Annotated in this window: 14 protein-coding genes and 1 pseudogene; 6 read left to right on the forward strand and 9 right to left on the reverse strand. The window is 66.0% G+C overall.

The genetic code is table 11. From position 1 onward, the window contains the following. Positions 1-29: 29 nt before the first annotated feature. Positions 30-1,115 (reverse strand): AraC family transcriptional regulator, encoded by a 1,086-nt coding sequence (locus tag LT948_RS26375; protein WP_003131253.1) that lies wholly within the window; start codon positions 1,113-1,115, stop codon positions 30-32. A gap of 68 nt (positions 1,116-1,183) precedes the next feature. Then, positions 1,184-2,878: an AMP-binding protein gene (locus LT948_RS26380; protein WP_003139047.1), complete on the reverse strand. Its 1,695-nt coding sequence runs from the start codon at positions 2,876-2,878 to the stop codon at positions 1,184-1,186. Between the two features lie 220 nt (positions 2,879-3,098). Here LT948_RS26380 and LT948_RS26385 point away from each other — a divergent pair, with 220 nt between their 5' ends. Continuing rightward, positions 3,099-3,791: an MgtC/SapB family protein gene (locus LT948_RS26385; protein ID WP_003102512.1), complete on the forward strand. Its 693-nt coding sequence runs from the start codon at positions 3,099-3,101 to the stop codon at positions 3,789-3,791. 136 nt (positions 3,792-3,927) lie between these two features. After that, on the forward strand, positions 3,928-4,074 hold the full coding sequence (locus LT948_RS26390; protein ID WP_003090016.1) for a PSPA7_2676 family Cys-rich small protein: 147 nt from the start codon (positions 3,928-3,930) through the stop codon (positions 4,072-4,074). 39 nt (positions 4,075-4,113) lie between these two features. Here the strand turns inward: LT948_RS26390 and LT948_RS26395 are convergent, their stop codons facing one another. Next, positions 4,114-4,656 carry a DUF4946 domain-containing protein gene (locus LT948_RS26395; RefSeq protein WP_003090018.1) on the reverse strand — a complete coding sequence of 181 codons (543 nt, stop codon included), beginning with the start codon at positions 4,654-4,656 and terminating at the stop codon, positions 4,114-4,116. A gap of 318 nt (positions 4,657-4,974) precedes the next feature. Between LT948_RS26395 and srfA the strand changes: the two genes are divergently transcribed. Beyond that, complete coding sequence (gene srfA, locus LT948_RS26400; RefSeq protein ID WP_003090022.1) at positions 4,975-5,205, forward strand: stress response facilitator SrfA; 231 nt, start codon at positions 4,975-4,977, stop codon at positions 5,203-5,205. 74 nt (positions 5,206-5,279) lie between these two features. Here the strand turns inward: srfA and plzR are convergent, their stop codons facing one another. After that, positions 5,280-5,567: a type 4 pili assembly inhibitor PlzR gene (gene plzR / locus LT948_RS26405; RefSeq protein WP_003090024.1), complete on the reverse strand. Its 288-nt coding sequence runs from the start codon at positions 5,565-5,567 to the stop codon at positions 5,280-5,282. A gap of 168 nt (positions 5,568-5,735) precedes the next feature. Between plzR and ctpH the strand changes: the two genes are divergently transcribed. Then, entirely contained in the window at positions 5,736-7,442 is a 1,707-nt protein-coding gene (gene ctpH, locus LT948_RS26410; protein ID WP_021264881.1) for a methyl-accepting chemotaxis protein CtpH, read from the forward strand. A gap of 114 nt (positions 7,443-7,556) precedes the next feature. Here ctpH and LT948_RS26415 read toward each other — a convergent pair whose 3' ends face one another. After that, complete coding sequence (locus LT948_RS26415; RefSeq protein WP_073657101.1) at positions 7,557-8,051, reverse strand: anti-virulence regulator CigR family protein; 495 nt, start codon at positions 8,049-8,051, stop codon at positions 7,557-7,559. Between the two features lie 350 nt (positions 8,052-8,401). Between LT948_RS26415 and LT948_RS26420 the strand changes: the two genes are divergently transcribed. Further along, positions 8,402-9,889 (forward strand): SulP family inorganic anion transporter, encoded by a 1,488-nt coding sequence (locus LT948_RS26420; RefSeq protein WP_073657100.1) that lies wholly within the window; start codon positions 8,402-8,404, stop codon positions 9,887-9,889. 9 nt (positions 9,890-9,898) lie between these two features. Here the strand turns inward: LT948_RS26420 and LT948_RS26425 are convergent, their stop codons facing one another. The 4 genes and pseudogenes from LT948_RS26425 to LT948_RS26445 form a co-directional block, all read right to left on the reverse strand. Beyond that, positions 9,899-10,726 (reverse strand): class I SAM-dependent methyltransferase, encoded by an 828-nt coding sequence (locus LT948_RS26425; RefSeq protein WP_003090032.1) that lies wholly within the window; start codon positions 10,724-10,726, stop codon positions 9,899-9,901. Then, the gene (locus LT948_RS26430) at positions 10,716-11,141 is read right to left on the reverse strand and encodes a DUF1641 domain-containing protein (RefSeq protein ID WP_058150137.1); all 426 of its coding nucleotides are present in this window, start codon (positions 11,139-11,141) and stop codon (positions 10,716-10,718) included. The genes LT948_RS26425 and LT948_RS26430 overlap by 11 nt, the downstream gene beginning before the upstream one ends. 22 nt (positions 11,142-11,163) lie before the next feature. Further along, positions 11,164-12,461: pseudogene (locus tag LT948_RS33400) on the reverse strand (hypothetical protein); the annotation flags it as partial. 192 nt (positions 12,462-12,653) lie between these two features. Beyond that, positions 12,654-12,863: a hypothetical protein gene (locus LT948_RS26445; protein WP_003090037.1), complete on the reverse strand. Its 210-nt coding sequence runs from the start codon at positions 12,861-12,863 to the stop codon at positions 12,654-12,656. A gap of 255 nt (positions 12,864-13,118) precedes the next feature. Between LT948_RS26445 and LT948_RS26450 the strand changes: the two genes are divergently transcribed. Beyond that, complete coding sequence (locus LT948_RS26450; RefSeq protein ID WP_033945096.1) at positions 13,119-14,882, forward strand: cyclic di-GMP phosphodiesterase; 1,764 nt, start codon at positions 13,119-13,121, stop codon at positions 14,880-14,882. Positions 14,883-14,938: the final 56 nt, after the last annotated feature.

Consider the following 14,938-nt stretch of genomic DNA (forward strand, 5'->3'; position numbering starts at 1 on the left):
ACCGCGGATGATGCTGCGCGGCATTCGCCCTATCGACGGCCGAGCGTTTCGGACAAGACGCCTGACGACTCGGCCGACGCGGTTTCCGCCGCGACCTGCGCCCGGTACTGCCCGGGGGTCGAGCCGGTCCACTTCTTGAACGCCTTGTGGAACGCGCTGCCATCGGCGAAGCCCAGCTCCAGCGCCAGTTCGGCGAAATTCGCCGCGCCGGCGTCCAGCCGCGCGATGGCCAGGTCGCGGCGGACCTGGTCCTTCAGCGCCTGGTAGCTCTGCCCTTCCAGGGACAGCTTGCGGCGCAGGGTCGAGGGCGCCATGAAGAAATGCCCGGCGAGCGCGTCCGCGTCCGGCCAGCGTCCCGGCCGCAGGCTGCGCAGGTAGGCCTTGATCCGCGCCGCCAGGCTCTGCGGATCGCGATAGCGGACCAGGATGTTGGCCGGCGCGCCGAGCAGGAAGCGCCGCAGCTCCCGCTTGTCGCGGCGGACCGGCAGAGCCAGGCAGTCGGCATTGAACAGCAGGCGGCTGAGGGGACGGGAGAAACGCAGGTTGTCGCTGAACATCACCCGGTAGTCCTCGATGTAGTCCGGCTGCGGACAGCGCAGGTCGATGGCCAGGATCGGGATGCGCCGGCCGACCAGCCAGCAGGCCAGGCCATGGGTGATCATCCACAGGGTGAAGTAGGACAGCGCTCGCCCGTACCGGCCCGGCGCCTCGTCGAGGACGATTTCCGCCAGGCCGCCGCGGCGCTGCAGGCGCGGCTGGAAGTCGTCGAACTGCAGGCAGAGGAATCGCAGGATGCCGGTCAGCGCCGGTTCCAGGGTCTGCTCGTGGATCGCGCAGCGGCTCATGAAAGCGAAGCTGCCACTCTTCAGGCGCCGCGCGTCCATGCCGAAGAACTCGTCGTCCATGCGCCGAGCCAGATCCAGCCAGAGCCGCGAATAGGCGTGCGAGGTGACCCGCGCGTAGGGTTTGCCGAGCAACTGCGGATCGATACCGGCGGCCTGGAGGACCTCCCCCTCCTCGCCGCCCTGCCGGCGCCACTCCACCAGCGCCTCGCCGACCAGGCGCACCGAGATGGTGCCCTTGGTGCTCGCCTGAGTCTCGCCGTCGTTCTTCACCCGTCCCTCTCGCCTCGCTGCGCGCCGCCCGCCACCTTAGCGCAGGAGCGGGGCGCGGCTCCATCCTCTCAATCGCGCCCCTGGCGCAGCGCGAGTAGGCGAATCTCTTCGATGCTGATCTCGCGCATGCGGAACTTCTGGATCTTGCCGGTAACGGTCATCGGGAACTCGTCGACGAACCTGAAGTGGCGCGGGATCTTGAAGTGAGCGATACGCGCCTTGCAGAACGCCCGCAACTGTTCGTCATCGGCGTGGTGGCCCGGATGCAGCTTGATCCAGGCGACGATTTCCTCGCCATAGCGCTCGTCGGGGATGCCGATCACCTGCACGTCGGCCACCGCCGGGTGAGTGAAGAAGAACTCCTCCAGTTCGCGCGGATAGATGTTCTCGCCGCCGCGGATGATCATGTCCTTGCTGCGCCCGACGATCCGCACGTAGCCGTCGTCGTCCATCACCGCCAGGTCGCCGGTGTGCATCCAGCGCGCCGGGTCGATGGCCTCGGCGGTGGCCTGGGGGTCGTTCCAGTAGCCGAGCATCACACTGTAGCCGCGGGTGCACAGCTCGCCGATCTCGCCGCGCGGCACCACCCTGCCCGTCTGGTCGACGATCTTGCTCTCCAGCCTCGGCTGGGTGCGTCCGACAGTGGTCACGCGCAGTTCCAGGCCATCGTCCGGACCGGTCTGCAGCGACACCGGGCTGGTCTCGGTCATGCCGTAGGCGATCTGCACCTCGGCCATGTGCATGTCGCCAATGACCCGCCGCATCACCTCGATCGGGCAGGTGGCGCCGGCCATGATTCCGGTGCGCAGGCTGGAAAGGTCGAATTCGCGGCGGCGCGGATGATCCAGCTCGGCGATGAACATGGTCGGTACCCCGTACAGCGCGGTGGCGCGCTCCTCGGCCACGGCCAGCAGGGTCGCCTCGGCGTCGAAGCTGGGCGCCGGGTAGATCATGGTCGAGCCGTGGGTGACGCAGCCGAGGTTGCCCATCACCATGCCGAAGCAGTGATACAGCGGCACCGGGATCACCAGGCGGTCTTCCGCGCCGAGTCCGAGGCTTTCGCCGACCATGTAGCCGTTGTTGAGGATGTTGTAGTGGCTGAGGGTGGCGCCCTTGGGGAAGCCGGTGGTACCGGAGGTGTACTGGATGTTGATCGGCTCGTCGAACTGCAGCGAGGCCTGGCGCTGGCGCAGTTCCTCGGCGCCTACCGCGGCGGCCAGCCCCGGCAGGCCCTGCCAGTGCAGGAAGCCCGCCGGCGCCCGCTCGGCCAGGCTGATCACGCCGCGCAGCTCCGGCAGGCGCTCGCTGGCCAGTTCGCCCGGACGCGCCCGCGCCAGCTCCGGCAGCAGGTCGCCGAGCATCGCGTGGTAGTCGCTGGTCTTGAAGGCGTCGGCGCAGATCAGCCAGCTGCAACCGGACTGCTTGAGAGCGTATTCCAGCTCGCTGCTGCGGTATGCCGGGTTGATGTTCACCAGGACCGCACCGACCTTGGCGCTGGCGAACTGGGTAATGCACCATTCGGCGCAGTTCGGCGCCCAGATCCCCAGGCGCTCGCCGGGGCGCAGGCCCAGGGCGATGAAGGCGCGGGCGTAGGTATCGACCCGCTCCGCCAGTTGCCGCCAGCTGTAGCGCAGGCGTTGATGCCGCACCACCAGCGCCTCGCGCTCGGCATGATGCGCGACGGTGGCATCGAAGGCGTCGCCGACGGTGGTCGCCAGCAAGGCGACATCCTGGCGACCCGAGGTATAGCTCGGCTGATTCATGGCTTTCCCTTGTTGTGGTTGTTCTGGGAATGTCGCTGAACCGTCGTCCTGCGCCGCCAGGGCGCTACGACGGACACCGGCGAGCGGTGTCGGTGAAGTCGAAGAGCATGTTTACGTTAACGTAAAGGTAAACGCAAGAGGCTTGTCCGCCCAGGGCCGTCGGCTCCGGCGCGGCCCAACGGAACGGCGTAGAATGGGCGGTTTTTCACAGGAGCACAGCATGACCCCGGAAATCGCCATCGGCCTGGTGACGGCCCTCGGCCTCGGTGCGCTGGTCGGTCTCGAGCGGCAATGGCGACAACGCTCTTCCGGCATGGCCACCCACGCGATGGTCGCACTCGGTGCGGCCAGCTTCTCGATCCTGCCGCTGTTGCTCGACAACGAGGTCAGCGTGACCCGCATGGCGGCCCAGGTAGTCAGCGGCATCGGTTTTCTCGGCGCCGGCGTGATCATGCGCGACGGCCTCAGCGTACGCGGCCTGAGCACTGCGGCGAGCATCTGGAGCACCGGCGCGATCGGCGTACTGGCCGGCAGCGGTTTCATCCTGGCGGCCTGCATGACGACCGCGCTGATCGTCATCGCCAACCTGTTCCTGCCCGCTCTCGGCCGGGTGGTGGACCGCCACACCTCGGGCGAGGCCGAGCAGGAGCGCTTCTACCAGATCAGCGTGTCCTGCGAGGCGCGCAACGAAGCGCTGGTGCGCATGCAGTTGCTGCAACGCATGGGCGACAACCGCCTGAACCTGCAGAGCCTGGAAAGCCACGCGCTGAAAGGCAGCGGCAACGTGGAAGTGAACGCCGTGGTGTTCACCCTGCACAAGGAGGATTCGCTGGTGGAACAGATGGTCGGCGAGCTGTGCCTGGCACCGCAGGTCACCGCCGCCAGTTGGGTGATGAATCCCGCCGCGGAATGATCCGGCGAATTTAGGTTGCCCATTCTAGACGCTTCGCCGCAGGCTTTTCCCACCTCCAGACAAGAACAAGCCGGAGTGAACCACACCACCACTGCCTGTTTCGTGGACGGGGCGAGCCGCCCCGCGGGGAGGAGTCATGCGCTTGCGTTGTTTCTTGCGAGGTTGCCGCTGGGACGAAGGTAGCCTGGTCACGGTAGGCCCCGACCTGATGCTGCGCCAACGTTGCCGGCGTTGCGGCGCCCATCGCTATCTCAGCGTCGAGGCGCCGCCCGAGGAAGCCTGAGCGACGCCGGTCGCGTCCAGGCGTCGAGCGGCTGGCCCTTCAGCGCAGGACCAGGCTGGCCCGGGTGCGCAGGTAGCTCTGCCGGTAGACCACGCTGTTGGCCGGACTGGCGGTATATACCAGGGAGTACATCGCGCGCTGTCCCAGGGCCATCGCCACGATCTGGGTCAGCAGCACCTCGTTGCCCTGGCTGATCCGGCAGTGGGTCTCCAGCGATGCCAGGCCGCCGAGGTTCGAGCGGATCGGTGTGGTGCAGCGCGAGCCCAGCCCGGCCTTGCGGTAGCCCGATTGGACGACATCGAAGACACTCTGGAACTGGCCGTCGATCTCCACCGACTCCTCTTCCATCATCTTCAGGCTGAGCAACTCGATGCTGGCTTCCTTCTCACCTCCCGGCCCGAGCTTGGTCGCCAGTTGCCGGGAGCCCAGTTGCTCCACGTCGCTGGCCTCGGGTGGGATGCTCTCGGTGATCACCTGCCAGCCGGCCGGCCAGTCGACCTCGGGCTGATAGCCACTGCTGGCGCAACCCGCCACAAGCCCCGCCACTACCACCAGCGCCAAGCCGGACGCCTTGCTTCTCATAGCATTTCCTTACTCGCAAAACCCATCGGAGGGAAAGGTCGAACCTGTCGCCATGGCGCCGTCCGCGCAGTCTCCGAGCCCATGGCGACAAGGTTCCCAGCTTACCGGAGAGACGGCGAGCGCCAAGGCGCAAGCCTGAACAAGCTAGCCGACTTGGCGAGGAACGCACAAATTTCATCGGCTGGCGTACAGGTATGGGACATCGGTACCAATAGCGAAGTCGCGCAATCCGTCAGTTTTTTTTGAATTTTTGCCATTGGAAAAAGTCTGTTCAGCGCAGCGTTTTTCCAAGTCCCATCCGGCCCGCAAGGAGACCCCATGGCTGAACCCCAGGACAAGTACACCCGGCGCACAGGTAGGACCTGGGCGGACGACCAGGCGACCTACAACCGTCTGCGCGAAGAAGCCGACGCCGCTCGCCAGAAGCTGCGCGAAAGCGGCTACAGCGGCGCCGAGTACGACCAGTTGCGTCAAGCCGCCTTCGATCTCAACCGCAAGGCCAACCAGTACTGGGAGCAGATGCTCAGCGACCTGCGCCAGGAAGACTGATCAGCGCCACGCCGGGAGACTGCCGCTCTCGGCCCGCACACCCCCTCCACTCTTTGCGTGCTCCTGGCGTCGGCTCATTCGGGCGCATCCGGGTATTGCACCTCGTCCAGCAGGCGAAACCCCACGCTGTCGGCGTCCAGCGCGCCGAGCAGCTCGATCTGTCGATCGATGTCCTGGTTGATATTGGCCAATTGGCCGATGAAGGCATTGGCCGCCTGGCGGGTGCCAGGGTCGGAGCTGCGCGACAGCTCGAAGCCGAGCTGGGTCAGGGCGGCAGCCAGGTGAGCGAGATTGCGCACACTCAACGAGTGCAACTGGCGGGAAACGGCCTGTTCATCCTGAACGGTGGGAGGGACATCCATGAGTCAGATCCTTCGACTGGCACAATGTGACATTCGTCACAGAGATTAACCGAAGCCCCGCAGAACATCCATGCCAGCTATTTCCCTTCGTCGGCTCTGGCCCGGCCCCTGCGTCGTCCTCAAGTTGTCAGATCCGCTGTCGATACTCTGCGAGCCGGAACACGCGCCATGCCCGCCTCGCCGGGCCACAGGGACGTCCTCGGCTGCCTCGTCGCAGCCTGCGTGCCGGTCCAACCTGGCAATCCATCGAGGCGTTCCATGCTGCAACAATCCCTACGTGCGCAAATCCTTGTCCTGCTCGGCGGCAGCCTGGCGGCGCTGCTACTCATAGCCCTGGCCTGCTTCGGCTCGCTGACCGGCGACGTACGCGCCTACCGCGAGCTGCTCGGCGGCCCCGTGCGGGCGGCGCAACTGATCGACGAGGCCAACCTGCAATTCCGCGGCCAGGTCCAGGAATGGAAGAACGTCCTGCTGCGCGGACGCCAGGCAGAGGCCCAGACGAAATACTGGAGCCAGTTCGAGGCCCAGGAAGGAGCGGTGCAGGACATCCTCGGGCGCCTGGGCAGCGTGGCCGAAGGCGAGTTGAAGGATCGTGTCGAGCGCCTGCGCGAAGAGCACCGGCGACTCGGTACGGCTTACCGACAAGGCAGGCAACGGTTCCTCGAGGCGGGCGCCGACCCTATCGCCGGCGACCAGGCGGTGACCGGCATCGACCGCGCCACCACCGCGCAGATGCAGGCCTTGCGTGACGAACTGCACCAGGCCAGTGATCTCCGTTCCGCCGCCATCAGCGCGGAGGCCCGGCGCACCATGCTGCTCGGCAGCCTGGTGCTGATCGGCGCCAGTCTGGCCGTCGCCCTGCTCAGCCTGTGGCTGGTCAATCGCAACCTGGTACGTCCGGTGCAACGCCTGATCGAGCACATCGCCCAGCTCAGCCATGGCGACTTCGGCGAGCGCATCGAGATCCGGCGCAAGGACGAACTCGGCAAGCTGGCCCTGGCCGCCAACACGCTGCGCGACTTCCTGGTGGACATCTTCGAGCGGCTGCGGCGCAGTACCCGCGACCTAGACAGCGCCAGCGGCTCGCTGAACGCGATCGCCAGCCTGATGGCGGCCGGTACCCGCGAGCAGTTCAGCCGCACCGACCAGGTCGCCACGGCGATGCAGGAAATGTCCGCCACCGCCCAGGAAGTGGCGCGCTACGCCGGCGACGCGGCCAAAGCCGCCGACGAGGCGGACGATTCCGCCCAGCGCGGCGAAGACGTGATGGAAGAAACGATTCGCAGCATCGGCGAGATGCGCAAGGAGATCGACCATACGGTGGAGGTCATCCGCCAATTGGAAAGCGATAGCGGCAGGATCGGCAAGGTCCTCGACGTGATCCGCGGCATTGCCGAGCAGACCAACCTGCTCGCCCTCAACGCGGCCATCGAAGCCGCCCGCGCCGGCGATGCCGGCCGTGGCTTCGCGGTGGTCGCCGACGAGGTCCGCACCCTGGCGCAGCGCACCGCCGAGTCCATCGCCGAGATCCACCAGATCATCGATACCGTGCAGAACGGCGCGGTGAATGCCGCGCGCGCCATCGAAAGCGGGCAGTCGCGCAGCGAGGCCGGTGCCGAGCAGGTTGCCAACGCCGGCGCCATGCTGCGCCAGATCACCGCCTCGGTCGAATCGATCCGCGACATGAACCGCCAGATCGCTACCGCCGCCGAGGAACAGACCGCCGTGGCCGAGGACATTTCCCGCAACCTCACGGAAATCGCCTCGATCGCCTCCAGCAACCAGGAACAGGTGGAGCAGACCGAAGCCGCCAGCCGTGATCTCCACAACCTCTCCGCGCAACTGGGCGATGCCCTGCAACGCCTGCGGGCCTGACCTGGGGTAAGAAAAGGACTTCCACGAGGTAGGGCGGACAAGCGCAACACGGTTATCCGCCACTCCAACGGGGCCTGGCGGATAGCGCCTATGGCGCTACCCGCCCTGGCCCGCTCAGTCGAGAGCGTTGTCCAGCACCTCGTAGATCAGCCCGGTCGCCACCGCCACCAGCAGCAGGTCGGTGCCGGCCTGCATCCACTCGTAGCCGTCGTAGTGCGGCAGCCGGCCTAGCAGGCGGCCGTCGAGTTTCCTGGCGATGCCAGGCGGCAGCGGCTTGCCGCGCGCCAGGTTCTTCTGGATGCCGGGCGGCAGGGCCGGCCCCGGATTCCAGTAGCCGCGGTTGTCGCCGAGGATCACCCGTACCCCGCCGACGTCGATACGCGGTCCCGAGTCCCAGTTGCCGCCGCCGTTGCCCTTCTGGCCGGCGCCGCCGCCCTTGTTGCCGGGGCCGCCCTGGTTGCCTTTGTTGCCCTTGTCAGCCTTTCCGCCGTCCATCTGGTTGCCATGCGGATTGCCCTTGCCATTGCCCGGGTCGGCCAGGACGGCAGGCGTACCGCCGAGCAGAGACAGGCTCATGACCAGCGCCAGCACAGAACGAGTGTTGAACATGATGATCTTCTCTCCATGCAAGGACGATCCCTCGATAGCTTAGAACCGTTTCGCCTGTTTGATTCAGCGCCACCGATTGCGCCCCCAGAGAATGTCCGGAGTAGAGCTTGGTCGGGCCTATCGAATCGGCTATGCTGCCGCTCCCTGCAAGCGACTACCCGCTACTCCCCGATGACCTGGCTGCCCACTCCGCCATAGCCATGCCTGCCCCTTCCGGCAACGGTCCGAGCGACCGCGGCCAGCGTTCGTTCGCCTGAACGCCTGTCGTCATCCCTTGTTTTTTCAATGCCATCCCACGGCCCGCACCGTCTACCGACGGCACGGGCCGCACCTCGTCCCTGGATATCCCGATGCTACAGACGCTGAAACAGAACTGGTTCTCCAATATTCGCGGCGATCTGCTCGCCGGCCTGGTCGTCGCCCTGGCGCTGATCCCCGAGGCCATCGCCTTCTCCATCATCGCCGGGGTCGACCCGAAGATCGGCCTGTACGCCTCCTTCAGCATGGCGGTGGTGATCGCCTTCGCCGGCGGCCGTCCGGGAATGATCTCCGCCGCGACCGGCGCCATGGCGCTGCTGATGGTCAACCTGGTGAAGGACCACGGCCTGCAATACCTGCTGGCGGCGACCCTGCTCTGCGGCGTGCTGCAGATACTCGCCGGCTACCTGCGCCTGGGCTCGCTGATGCGCTTCGTCTCGCGCTCGGTGGTGACCGGTTTCGTCAATGCCCTGGCGATCCTCATCTTCATGGCCCAGCTACCCGAACTCACCGATGTCGGCTGGCCGGTCTACGCGATGACCGCCGCGGGCCTGGCGATCGTCTACGGCTTCCCGCACCTGCCACGGATCGGCCGGCTGCTGCCCTCTCCGCTGGTATGCATCCTGGTCCTCACCGGCATATCCATCTACCTGGGCCTGGACATCCGCACCGTCGGCGACATGGGACAGTTGCCCGACAACCTGCCGCTGTTCCTCTGGCCGGACGTGCCGCTGAACCTCGACACCCTGCTGATCGTCCTGCCCTACTCCGCCGCCCTGGCGGTGGTCGGCCTTCTGGAGTCGCTGATGACCGCCACCATCGTCGACGAGATGACCGACACCGGCAGCGACAAGAACCGCGAATGCAAGGGCCAGGGGCTGGCGAACATCGCCACCGGCCTGCTCGGCGGCATGGCTGGCTGCGCGATGATCGGCCAGTCGGTGATCAATGTTAAATCCGGCGGGCGCAGCCGGCTCTCGACCCTGGTGGCCGGCGTCGCGCTGCTGCTGATGGTGGTGTTCCTCAGCGACTGGGTCGGGCGGATTCCCATGGCGGCCCTGGTGGCGGTGATGATCATGGTGTCCATCGGTACCTTCCGCTGGGAGTCGATCCGCAACCTGAAGCGCTACCCGCTATCGACCAACCTGGTCATGCTGGTGACGGTCGGCGTGGTCCTCGCCACCCACAACCTGGCCTTCGGCGTGGTCGCCGGCGTTCTTCTGGCCTCGCTGTTCTTCGCCAACAAGATCGGGCACTACCTCGATATCGACAGCGAACGCTCCGCCGACGGCACCCGCCGCCACTACCAGGTGAGCGGGCAGGTGTTCTTCGCGTCGTCCGGCAGGTTCGTCGCTGCCTTCGACCTGAAAGAGACGCTGGAGCATGTGCTCATCGACCTGCGCCACGCCCATCTGTGGGACGTCACCGCCGTCGCGGCACTGGACAAGGTGGTCCTGGGCTTTCGCCAGCGCGGCGTGCAGGTCGACGTGCTGGGCCTGAACGCCGCCAGCGCGACCCTGGTCGATCGCTTCGGCGCCTACGACAAGCCGGGCGCAGTGGACATTCTCTCCGATCACTGAAACGCCCGTTCAGCGGCCGAGACTGGCGACGATGAATACTCGGCGGAACGGGAACAGCGTTCGTCCATCCAGTTCCCGTGGATAGTGACGGTGCAGCAGTTCCAGGTAACGGTCGAGGAAGCGCCGACGCGCCTCCTCGTCCAGTTCGCCGAGCACCGGACGCAAGGCGGAGACCTTGATCCAATCGAAGATCGGGTCGTTGCCGTCCACCACTTGCAGGTACTCGGTCTCCCAGATGTCCAGCTCCGCCGTCAGCGGTGCCAGTAGCCGGTAGTAGTTGTCCAGCGACAGCACATTGCGCCGATGCAGCCGGTAGCGCAACGCGGGGCTGCCCAGCGATGCACCGCCGGGGCCCGCACTGTCCAGCGCATCGAGCATCAGGCGATACCAGGAAGCATCGCGCCAGTTCGGCATGTGCGCCGCCAGGCAGCCTCCCGGAGCCAGTTGCCCCAGCAGGCGTGGCAGCAGCTTGCCGTGATCTTCGAGAAAGTGCAGTACCGCCGCTGCGAACAGCAGGCTGGCAGGGCGCTCGGCGCACCAGTGGCGCAGGTTGGCGCGTTCCCAACTGGCCTTGATCGGCAAGCGCGCGGCCTCCTCGAGCATCTCCACGGAGCTGTCCACGCCGTGCAGTTCGGCCAGCGGCCAGCGGCGGGCGAGCAATTCGGTGGCGATGCCGGTTCCGCAGCCAAGATCGTAGATCCGTTCCGGACAGCACAGCTCGATATGGTCCAGCAACTCGACCACCGGCCGCTGGCGCAAACGGGCGAACTGCATGTAGGCGGAAGGGTTCCAACGCGCCTCTAGATCCGCACGATCTCGGAGAAGGTCATGCACCATGGACAACCTCCTGCTCCGCGGCGAGTTGGCACCCCAGGCTGCGCAAGCTACCCAGCACGAGAGCCAGCCCGCGCCGGGTATCGGCGTCGCGCAACAACCGCAGCAGGTCTTTCAGGCTTGGCGGCTGCTCTCGGAGCAGCTCCGCCTTGGCCACGCGTACCGCGTTACCGACTGACCAACCGACACTGGTGACCTGCTCGAAGAGCTGCGCCAGCCTGTCCACCATGGCCGGGTCCAGCAGATCGACGATATCCGAAAGCAGTGACAGCAGATCCACCAGGTTGTCCAGGCGGTGGCCCTCGATCAGCGGCTGCAACTTGACGGCCAGGGCCTGGAGACTCTCGCGGGTCTGCTCGGGAAACAGGGTGGTATCGGCCTGCGCCTGCGACGCGTATGGCTGCTGATGGCTATCCATGTCGGCTCCTCCCCGTGCGGGGTCAAAGCATTCCACGGGCTACGGCCCAGTACAGGCCGCGATTGAAACCCTGGCGCAACAACCCGCCAAGCTTGGTCGGCGGGGTCGGCTTTACGTCGTGCCGATAGTCGTACCAGAGCGGCATTCCGGCGTTCAGGCCCATCTGCGCGACAGCCTGGACTCGTCCATCGTAGATCGCGCAGGGCTTACCGAGACGAATCTCGGCAGCGATGTTGCTGGCGACTACCGGCGCCTGGTTGTGACAGGCCCCACCGGCCTTGCTCACCGGCAGATCGACGGTATCGCCCAGGGTATACACCCGGTCGACGCCATACACCTGCAAGGTTTCATGGTTCGTCGGCAACCAGCCTTCGTCGGCGGCGGCCTGGGACAGGCCGCACTCCCTGACCGCATCCACGGCGTGGATCGGCGGTGTCGCCATGAGCAAGTCGAACGGCTGCTCGTCGCCCTCCTCCGAATAGGCGATGCGCCGNCCTGGGACAGGCCGCACTCCCTGACCGCATCCACGGCGTGGATCGGCGGTGTCGCCATGAGCAAGTCGAACGGCTGCTCGTCGCCCTCCTCCGAATAGGCGATGCGCCGCTCCGGGTCGACCCTGGCCAGGGTAAAACCGCGCTGGAAACGGATGCCGCGTTGCTCGAACAGGCTCGGCAGGATTTCGCAGGTCGGTCGTTGCAGGAACAGACAGTTGCGCAGCAACTGGGCCGTGGTGGGATAGGTGTAGACGATCTCGACACGTTCGCGGACACCCCGGCGGCGCAAGTAGTCGTCGAGCATCAGGGTCGTCTCCACAGGCGCGATCCCGCACTGGTGGGGCACATTCGGCGTCCTCGGGAAGCTCACCGTGATGAATACCCGCCCCGACTCCAGGCTCGCCAGCCGCTCGGCCAACCGACGGGCCGGCTGGTACTGGTAGAAATGGTCGCCAGCCTCTTTCAGCCCCTCGATACGTTCCGGAGCCGGCACGCAACCCGTGGCGATCACCAGGTAGTCGTAGCCATGGCGCCTGCCGCTGCGGGTCTGCAGTTCCTGGCGGGGGAAATCGAAACGGTCGACCCGGTCGAGCTGGAACATCACTTCCGGCCGCAGCAGCGAGCGCTGCGGTCGTTTCAGATCTTCGAGGAAGAATTGCTCGAAGGCGACGTACATGAAGGCCGGCTTGTAGTAGTGATCCGGCGAGTCGGAAATCAGCAGTACCTGCACCTCACCGCCGAGTATCTCCGGGTAGAGCCGGACGACCAGCAGGTTGGCGAGCATAGTGCCGCCCACTCCGCCCCCGACGATGACGATTCGTTGCATGACTTCTCCTTAACCCTGAGGAAGCCATGGGTATATCTAGATGAACCGGGGGATTAGGCAAGCACGGCTTCGCCACGGAAACAGGACAAATCCGGAAACCTCACCCAGTTCAAGCGCTTGCCTGCGAAGACCCGCCGCCTACCAGAACTGGCAGGGTAGAACGACGGGAATACAGCGCTGCCTCGCTGACGCCTAGCGCCTCGTTCGGGCGAGGGCCCGGAACGTATCGAACGCCAGCACCAGCACGAGCATCGGCATGAGCAACGGGACGAAGGCGGACATGGCGTCCTGGTAAGGCCGCCCCAGCCACCACAGGTAGAGGCTGGCTCCGCCGATCAGCAGGATGACGAGAAGGATGACGAACTTGCAGAGGCGCGAGGCGAAGGAGAACGTATCGGACATGTCTTTTCTCGGTGGAAGCATGTGCGACTGTTTTAGCGAGCGGTGGTGCCGGTCGATATAGGAAACGTCCGATTGGCAGGTAATCGGTTTCGCAGAGCTGGCGTCGGCGTCGAAGGCCCTACCGGCATGACCGCGATCAACCCCCATGCCCTTTCATCGCTGCAATCTGGGAAAGAGCCCGCGCTCCACGAAATAAAGGCACAATGACATCATTGATTGCCGATGCCCGACATCGCAGTAGCCCAGGAGTCCAGCATGGCAACCCCACCCTATCCCGCGAACGAGCATTCCAGGCAAGCCTACGTCGACCAACTCGGATTGCTGGAAGAAGGTGCGGACGAGGTATTCGAGGAAATCCTCGCCGCCGCTACGTCCTACTTCCAGACGCCCATCGCGCTCATTTCCATCCTCGACCACCAGCGCCAGTGGTTTCGCGCGAGCATCGGCCTCGATACCCGGCAGACGCCGCGACGGGATTCGTTCTGCGCCTACGCGATCCTGGGCAAGGGAGTCTTCGAGGTGGCCGACGCCACCCTCGACCCGCGCTTCCGGGACAATCCCTATGTGCAAGGCGAACCGCGCATCCGCTTCTACGCCGGGGCTCCGCTGGCCACCGCGGAGGGTCTCAACCTCGGCAGCCTCTGCGTCATCGACCGGGAACCACGCGGGCCGCTGTCCGAGCGCGACATCGCCATGCTCGAGCATTTCGCCCGCCTGGTGATGGCCCGTATCCATACGCTGCGCTCGACCAACTACATCGACGAGCCAACCGGCCTGTACAACCGTCTCCGCCTGCAGGAGGACGTTTCCCTGCGCCTGCAGCGCGACGGCGCCCTCACCGTGATCGCCGCCGACCTCCTGCCCCTCGCCCTGCTGAATACCATCATCCGTACGCTGGGCTATCCCTTTTCCAACGACCTCATGCTCGAGGCGCGCGACCGCATCCGCGCGGCACTGCCGGATTTCACCCTCTACAAGATCAGCCCGACGCGCTTCGGACTGCTCCTGCCACGGCAGCAACAGGAAGAAACCGAGTCGGTCTGCCTCCGCTTGCTGCGGGCCTTCGAAAGCCCCGTCGTATGTCGCGGGATCCCGATCAAGGCCATCGTGGGACTCGGCGTACTACCGCTTGCCGACGATCCCCTCGACGGCGACCAGGACTGGCTGCGCCTGGTGGTCAGCGCGGCCGACGACGCCCGCGACCGCGGTGTCGGCTGGGCCCGCTACAACCCGCCGCTGGACCAGGCCCAGCAGCGCGCCTTCACATTGCTGACCTCGCTGTCCCAGGCGATCGGAACCGAAGAAGGCTTCCATCTGGTGTATCAGCCGAAAATCGACCTGCCGACAGGCAGGTGCACGGGCGTGGAAGCGCTGCTGCGCTGGCGGCACCCGCAACTCGGCTTCGTCAGCCCCGCCGAATTCGTGCCCCTGGCGGAGAAAACCGCACTGATGCGCCCCCTCAGCGACTGGGTGCTGCGCCATGCCATGGCCCAGCTGGCGCAATGGAACGCACGGAACATCCCGCTCAGGCTGGCGATCAACGTATCGGCATCGGACATGGAAGACAGCAGCTTCCTGGAAGAGGCCGTCAGACTCGCCAAAACCTACGACATCGACCTTTCCGCCCTCGAGCTGGAATTCACCGAAAGCGTCCTCATCCGCGACGCCTCGGCGGTCGGCTCGGTGCTGCTGCGTGCCCGGGAGCTTGGCATGGGCATCGCCGTGGACGACTTCGGCACCGGCTACAGCAACTGGACCTACCTGCGCGACCTGCCGGTCACCGCCATCAAGCTCGATCAATCATTCACCCGCGACCTCGCCGGCTCGCCGAAGGCGCAGAGCGTCACCCAGGCGGTGATCGGCCTGGCCAGCCAGTTGGGTTATCGGGTGGTCGCGGAAGGCATCGAGACCCACGACACCTTCCACCTGCTGCAGGCCTGGGGCTGCCACGAGGGCCAGGGCTATCTGATCGCCCAGCCGATGCTGCCGGAGCAACTGGAGGACTGGCTGCGGCGCTAGCCGACGCAGGCACGTGGAATGGGCCGTACCAGCATGCTCGCCAGCCTCGGCGCGTC

Source organism: Pseudomonas sp. CP-1 (genome assembly GCF_021213715.1).
In the GTDB taxonomy this organism is placed as follows: domain Bacteria; phylum Pseudomonadota; class Gammaproteobacteria; order Pseudomonadales; family Pseudomonadaceae; genus Pseudomonas; species Pseudomonas aeruginosa.

Excerpts from the sequence above, each read along its gene's own strand:
- LT948_RS26380 (WP_003139047.1), bottom strand. The coding sequence starts at position 2,878 with ATGAATCAGCCGAGCTATACCTCGGGTCGCCAGGATGTCGCCTTGCTG.
- LT948_RS26385 (WP_003102512.1), top strand. The coding sequence starts at position 3,099 with ATGACCCCGGAAATCGCCATCGGCCTGGTGACGGCCCTCGGCCTCGGT.
- LT948_RS26390 (WP_003090016.1), top strand. The coding sequence starts at position 3,928 with ATGCGCTTGCGTTGTTTCTTGCGAGGTTGCCGCTGGGACGAAGGTAGC.
- LT948_RS26395 (WP_003090018.1), bottom strand. The coding sequence starts at position 4,656 with ATGAGAAGCAAGGCGTCCGGCTTGGCGCTGGTGGTAGTGGCGGGGCTT.
- srfA (WP_003090022.1), top strand. The coding sequence starts at position 4,975 with ATGGCTGAACCCCAGGACAAGTACACCCGGCGCACAGGTAGGACCTGG.
- plzR (WP_003090024.1), bottom strand. The coding sequence starts at position 5,567 with ATGGATGTCCCTCCCACCGTTCAGGATGAACAGGCCGTTTCCCGCCAG.
- ctpH (WP_021264881.1), top strand. The coding sequence starts at position 5,736 with ATGCCCGCCTCGCCGGGCCACAGGGACGTCCTCGGCTGCCTCGTCGCA.
- LT948_RS26415 (WP_073657101.1), bottom strand. The coding sequence starts at position 8,051 with ATGTTCAACACTCGTTCTGTGCTGGCGCTGGTCATGAGCCTGTCTCTG.
- LT948_RS26420 (WP_073657100.1), top strand. The coding sequence starts at position 8,402 with ATGCTACAGACGCTGAAACAGAACTGGTTCTCCAATATTCGCGGCGAT.
- LT948_RS26425 (WP_003090032.1), bottom strand. The coding sequence starts at position 10,726 with ATGGTGCATGACCTTCTCCGAGATCGTGCGGATCTAGAGGCGCGTTGG.
- LT948_RS26430 (WP_058150137.1), bottom strand. The coding sequence starts at position 11,141 with ATGGATAGCCATCAGCAGCCATACGCGTCGCAGGCGCAGGCCGATACC.
- LT948_RS26445 (WP_003090037.1), bottom strand. The coding sequence starts at position 12,863 with ATGTCCGATACGTTCTCCTTCGCCTCGCGCCTCTGCAAGTTCGTCATC.
- LT948_RS26450 (WP_033945096.1), top strand. The coding sequence starts at position 13,119 with ATGGCAACCCCACCCTATCCCGCGAACGAGCATTCCAGGCAAGCCTAC.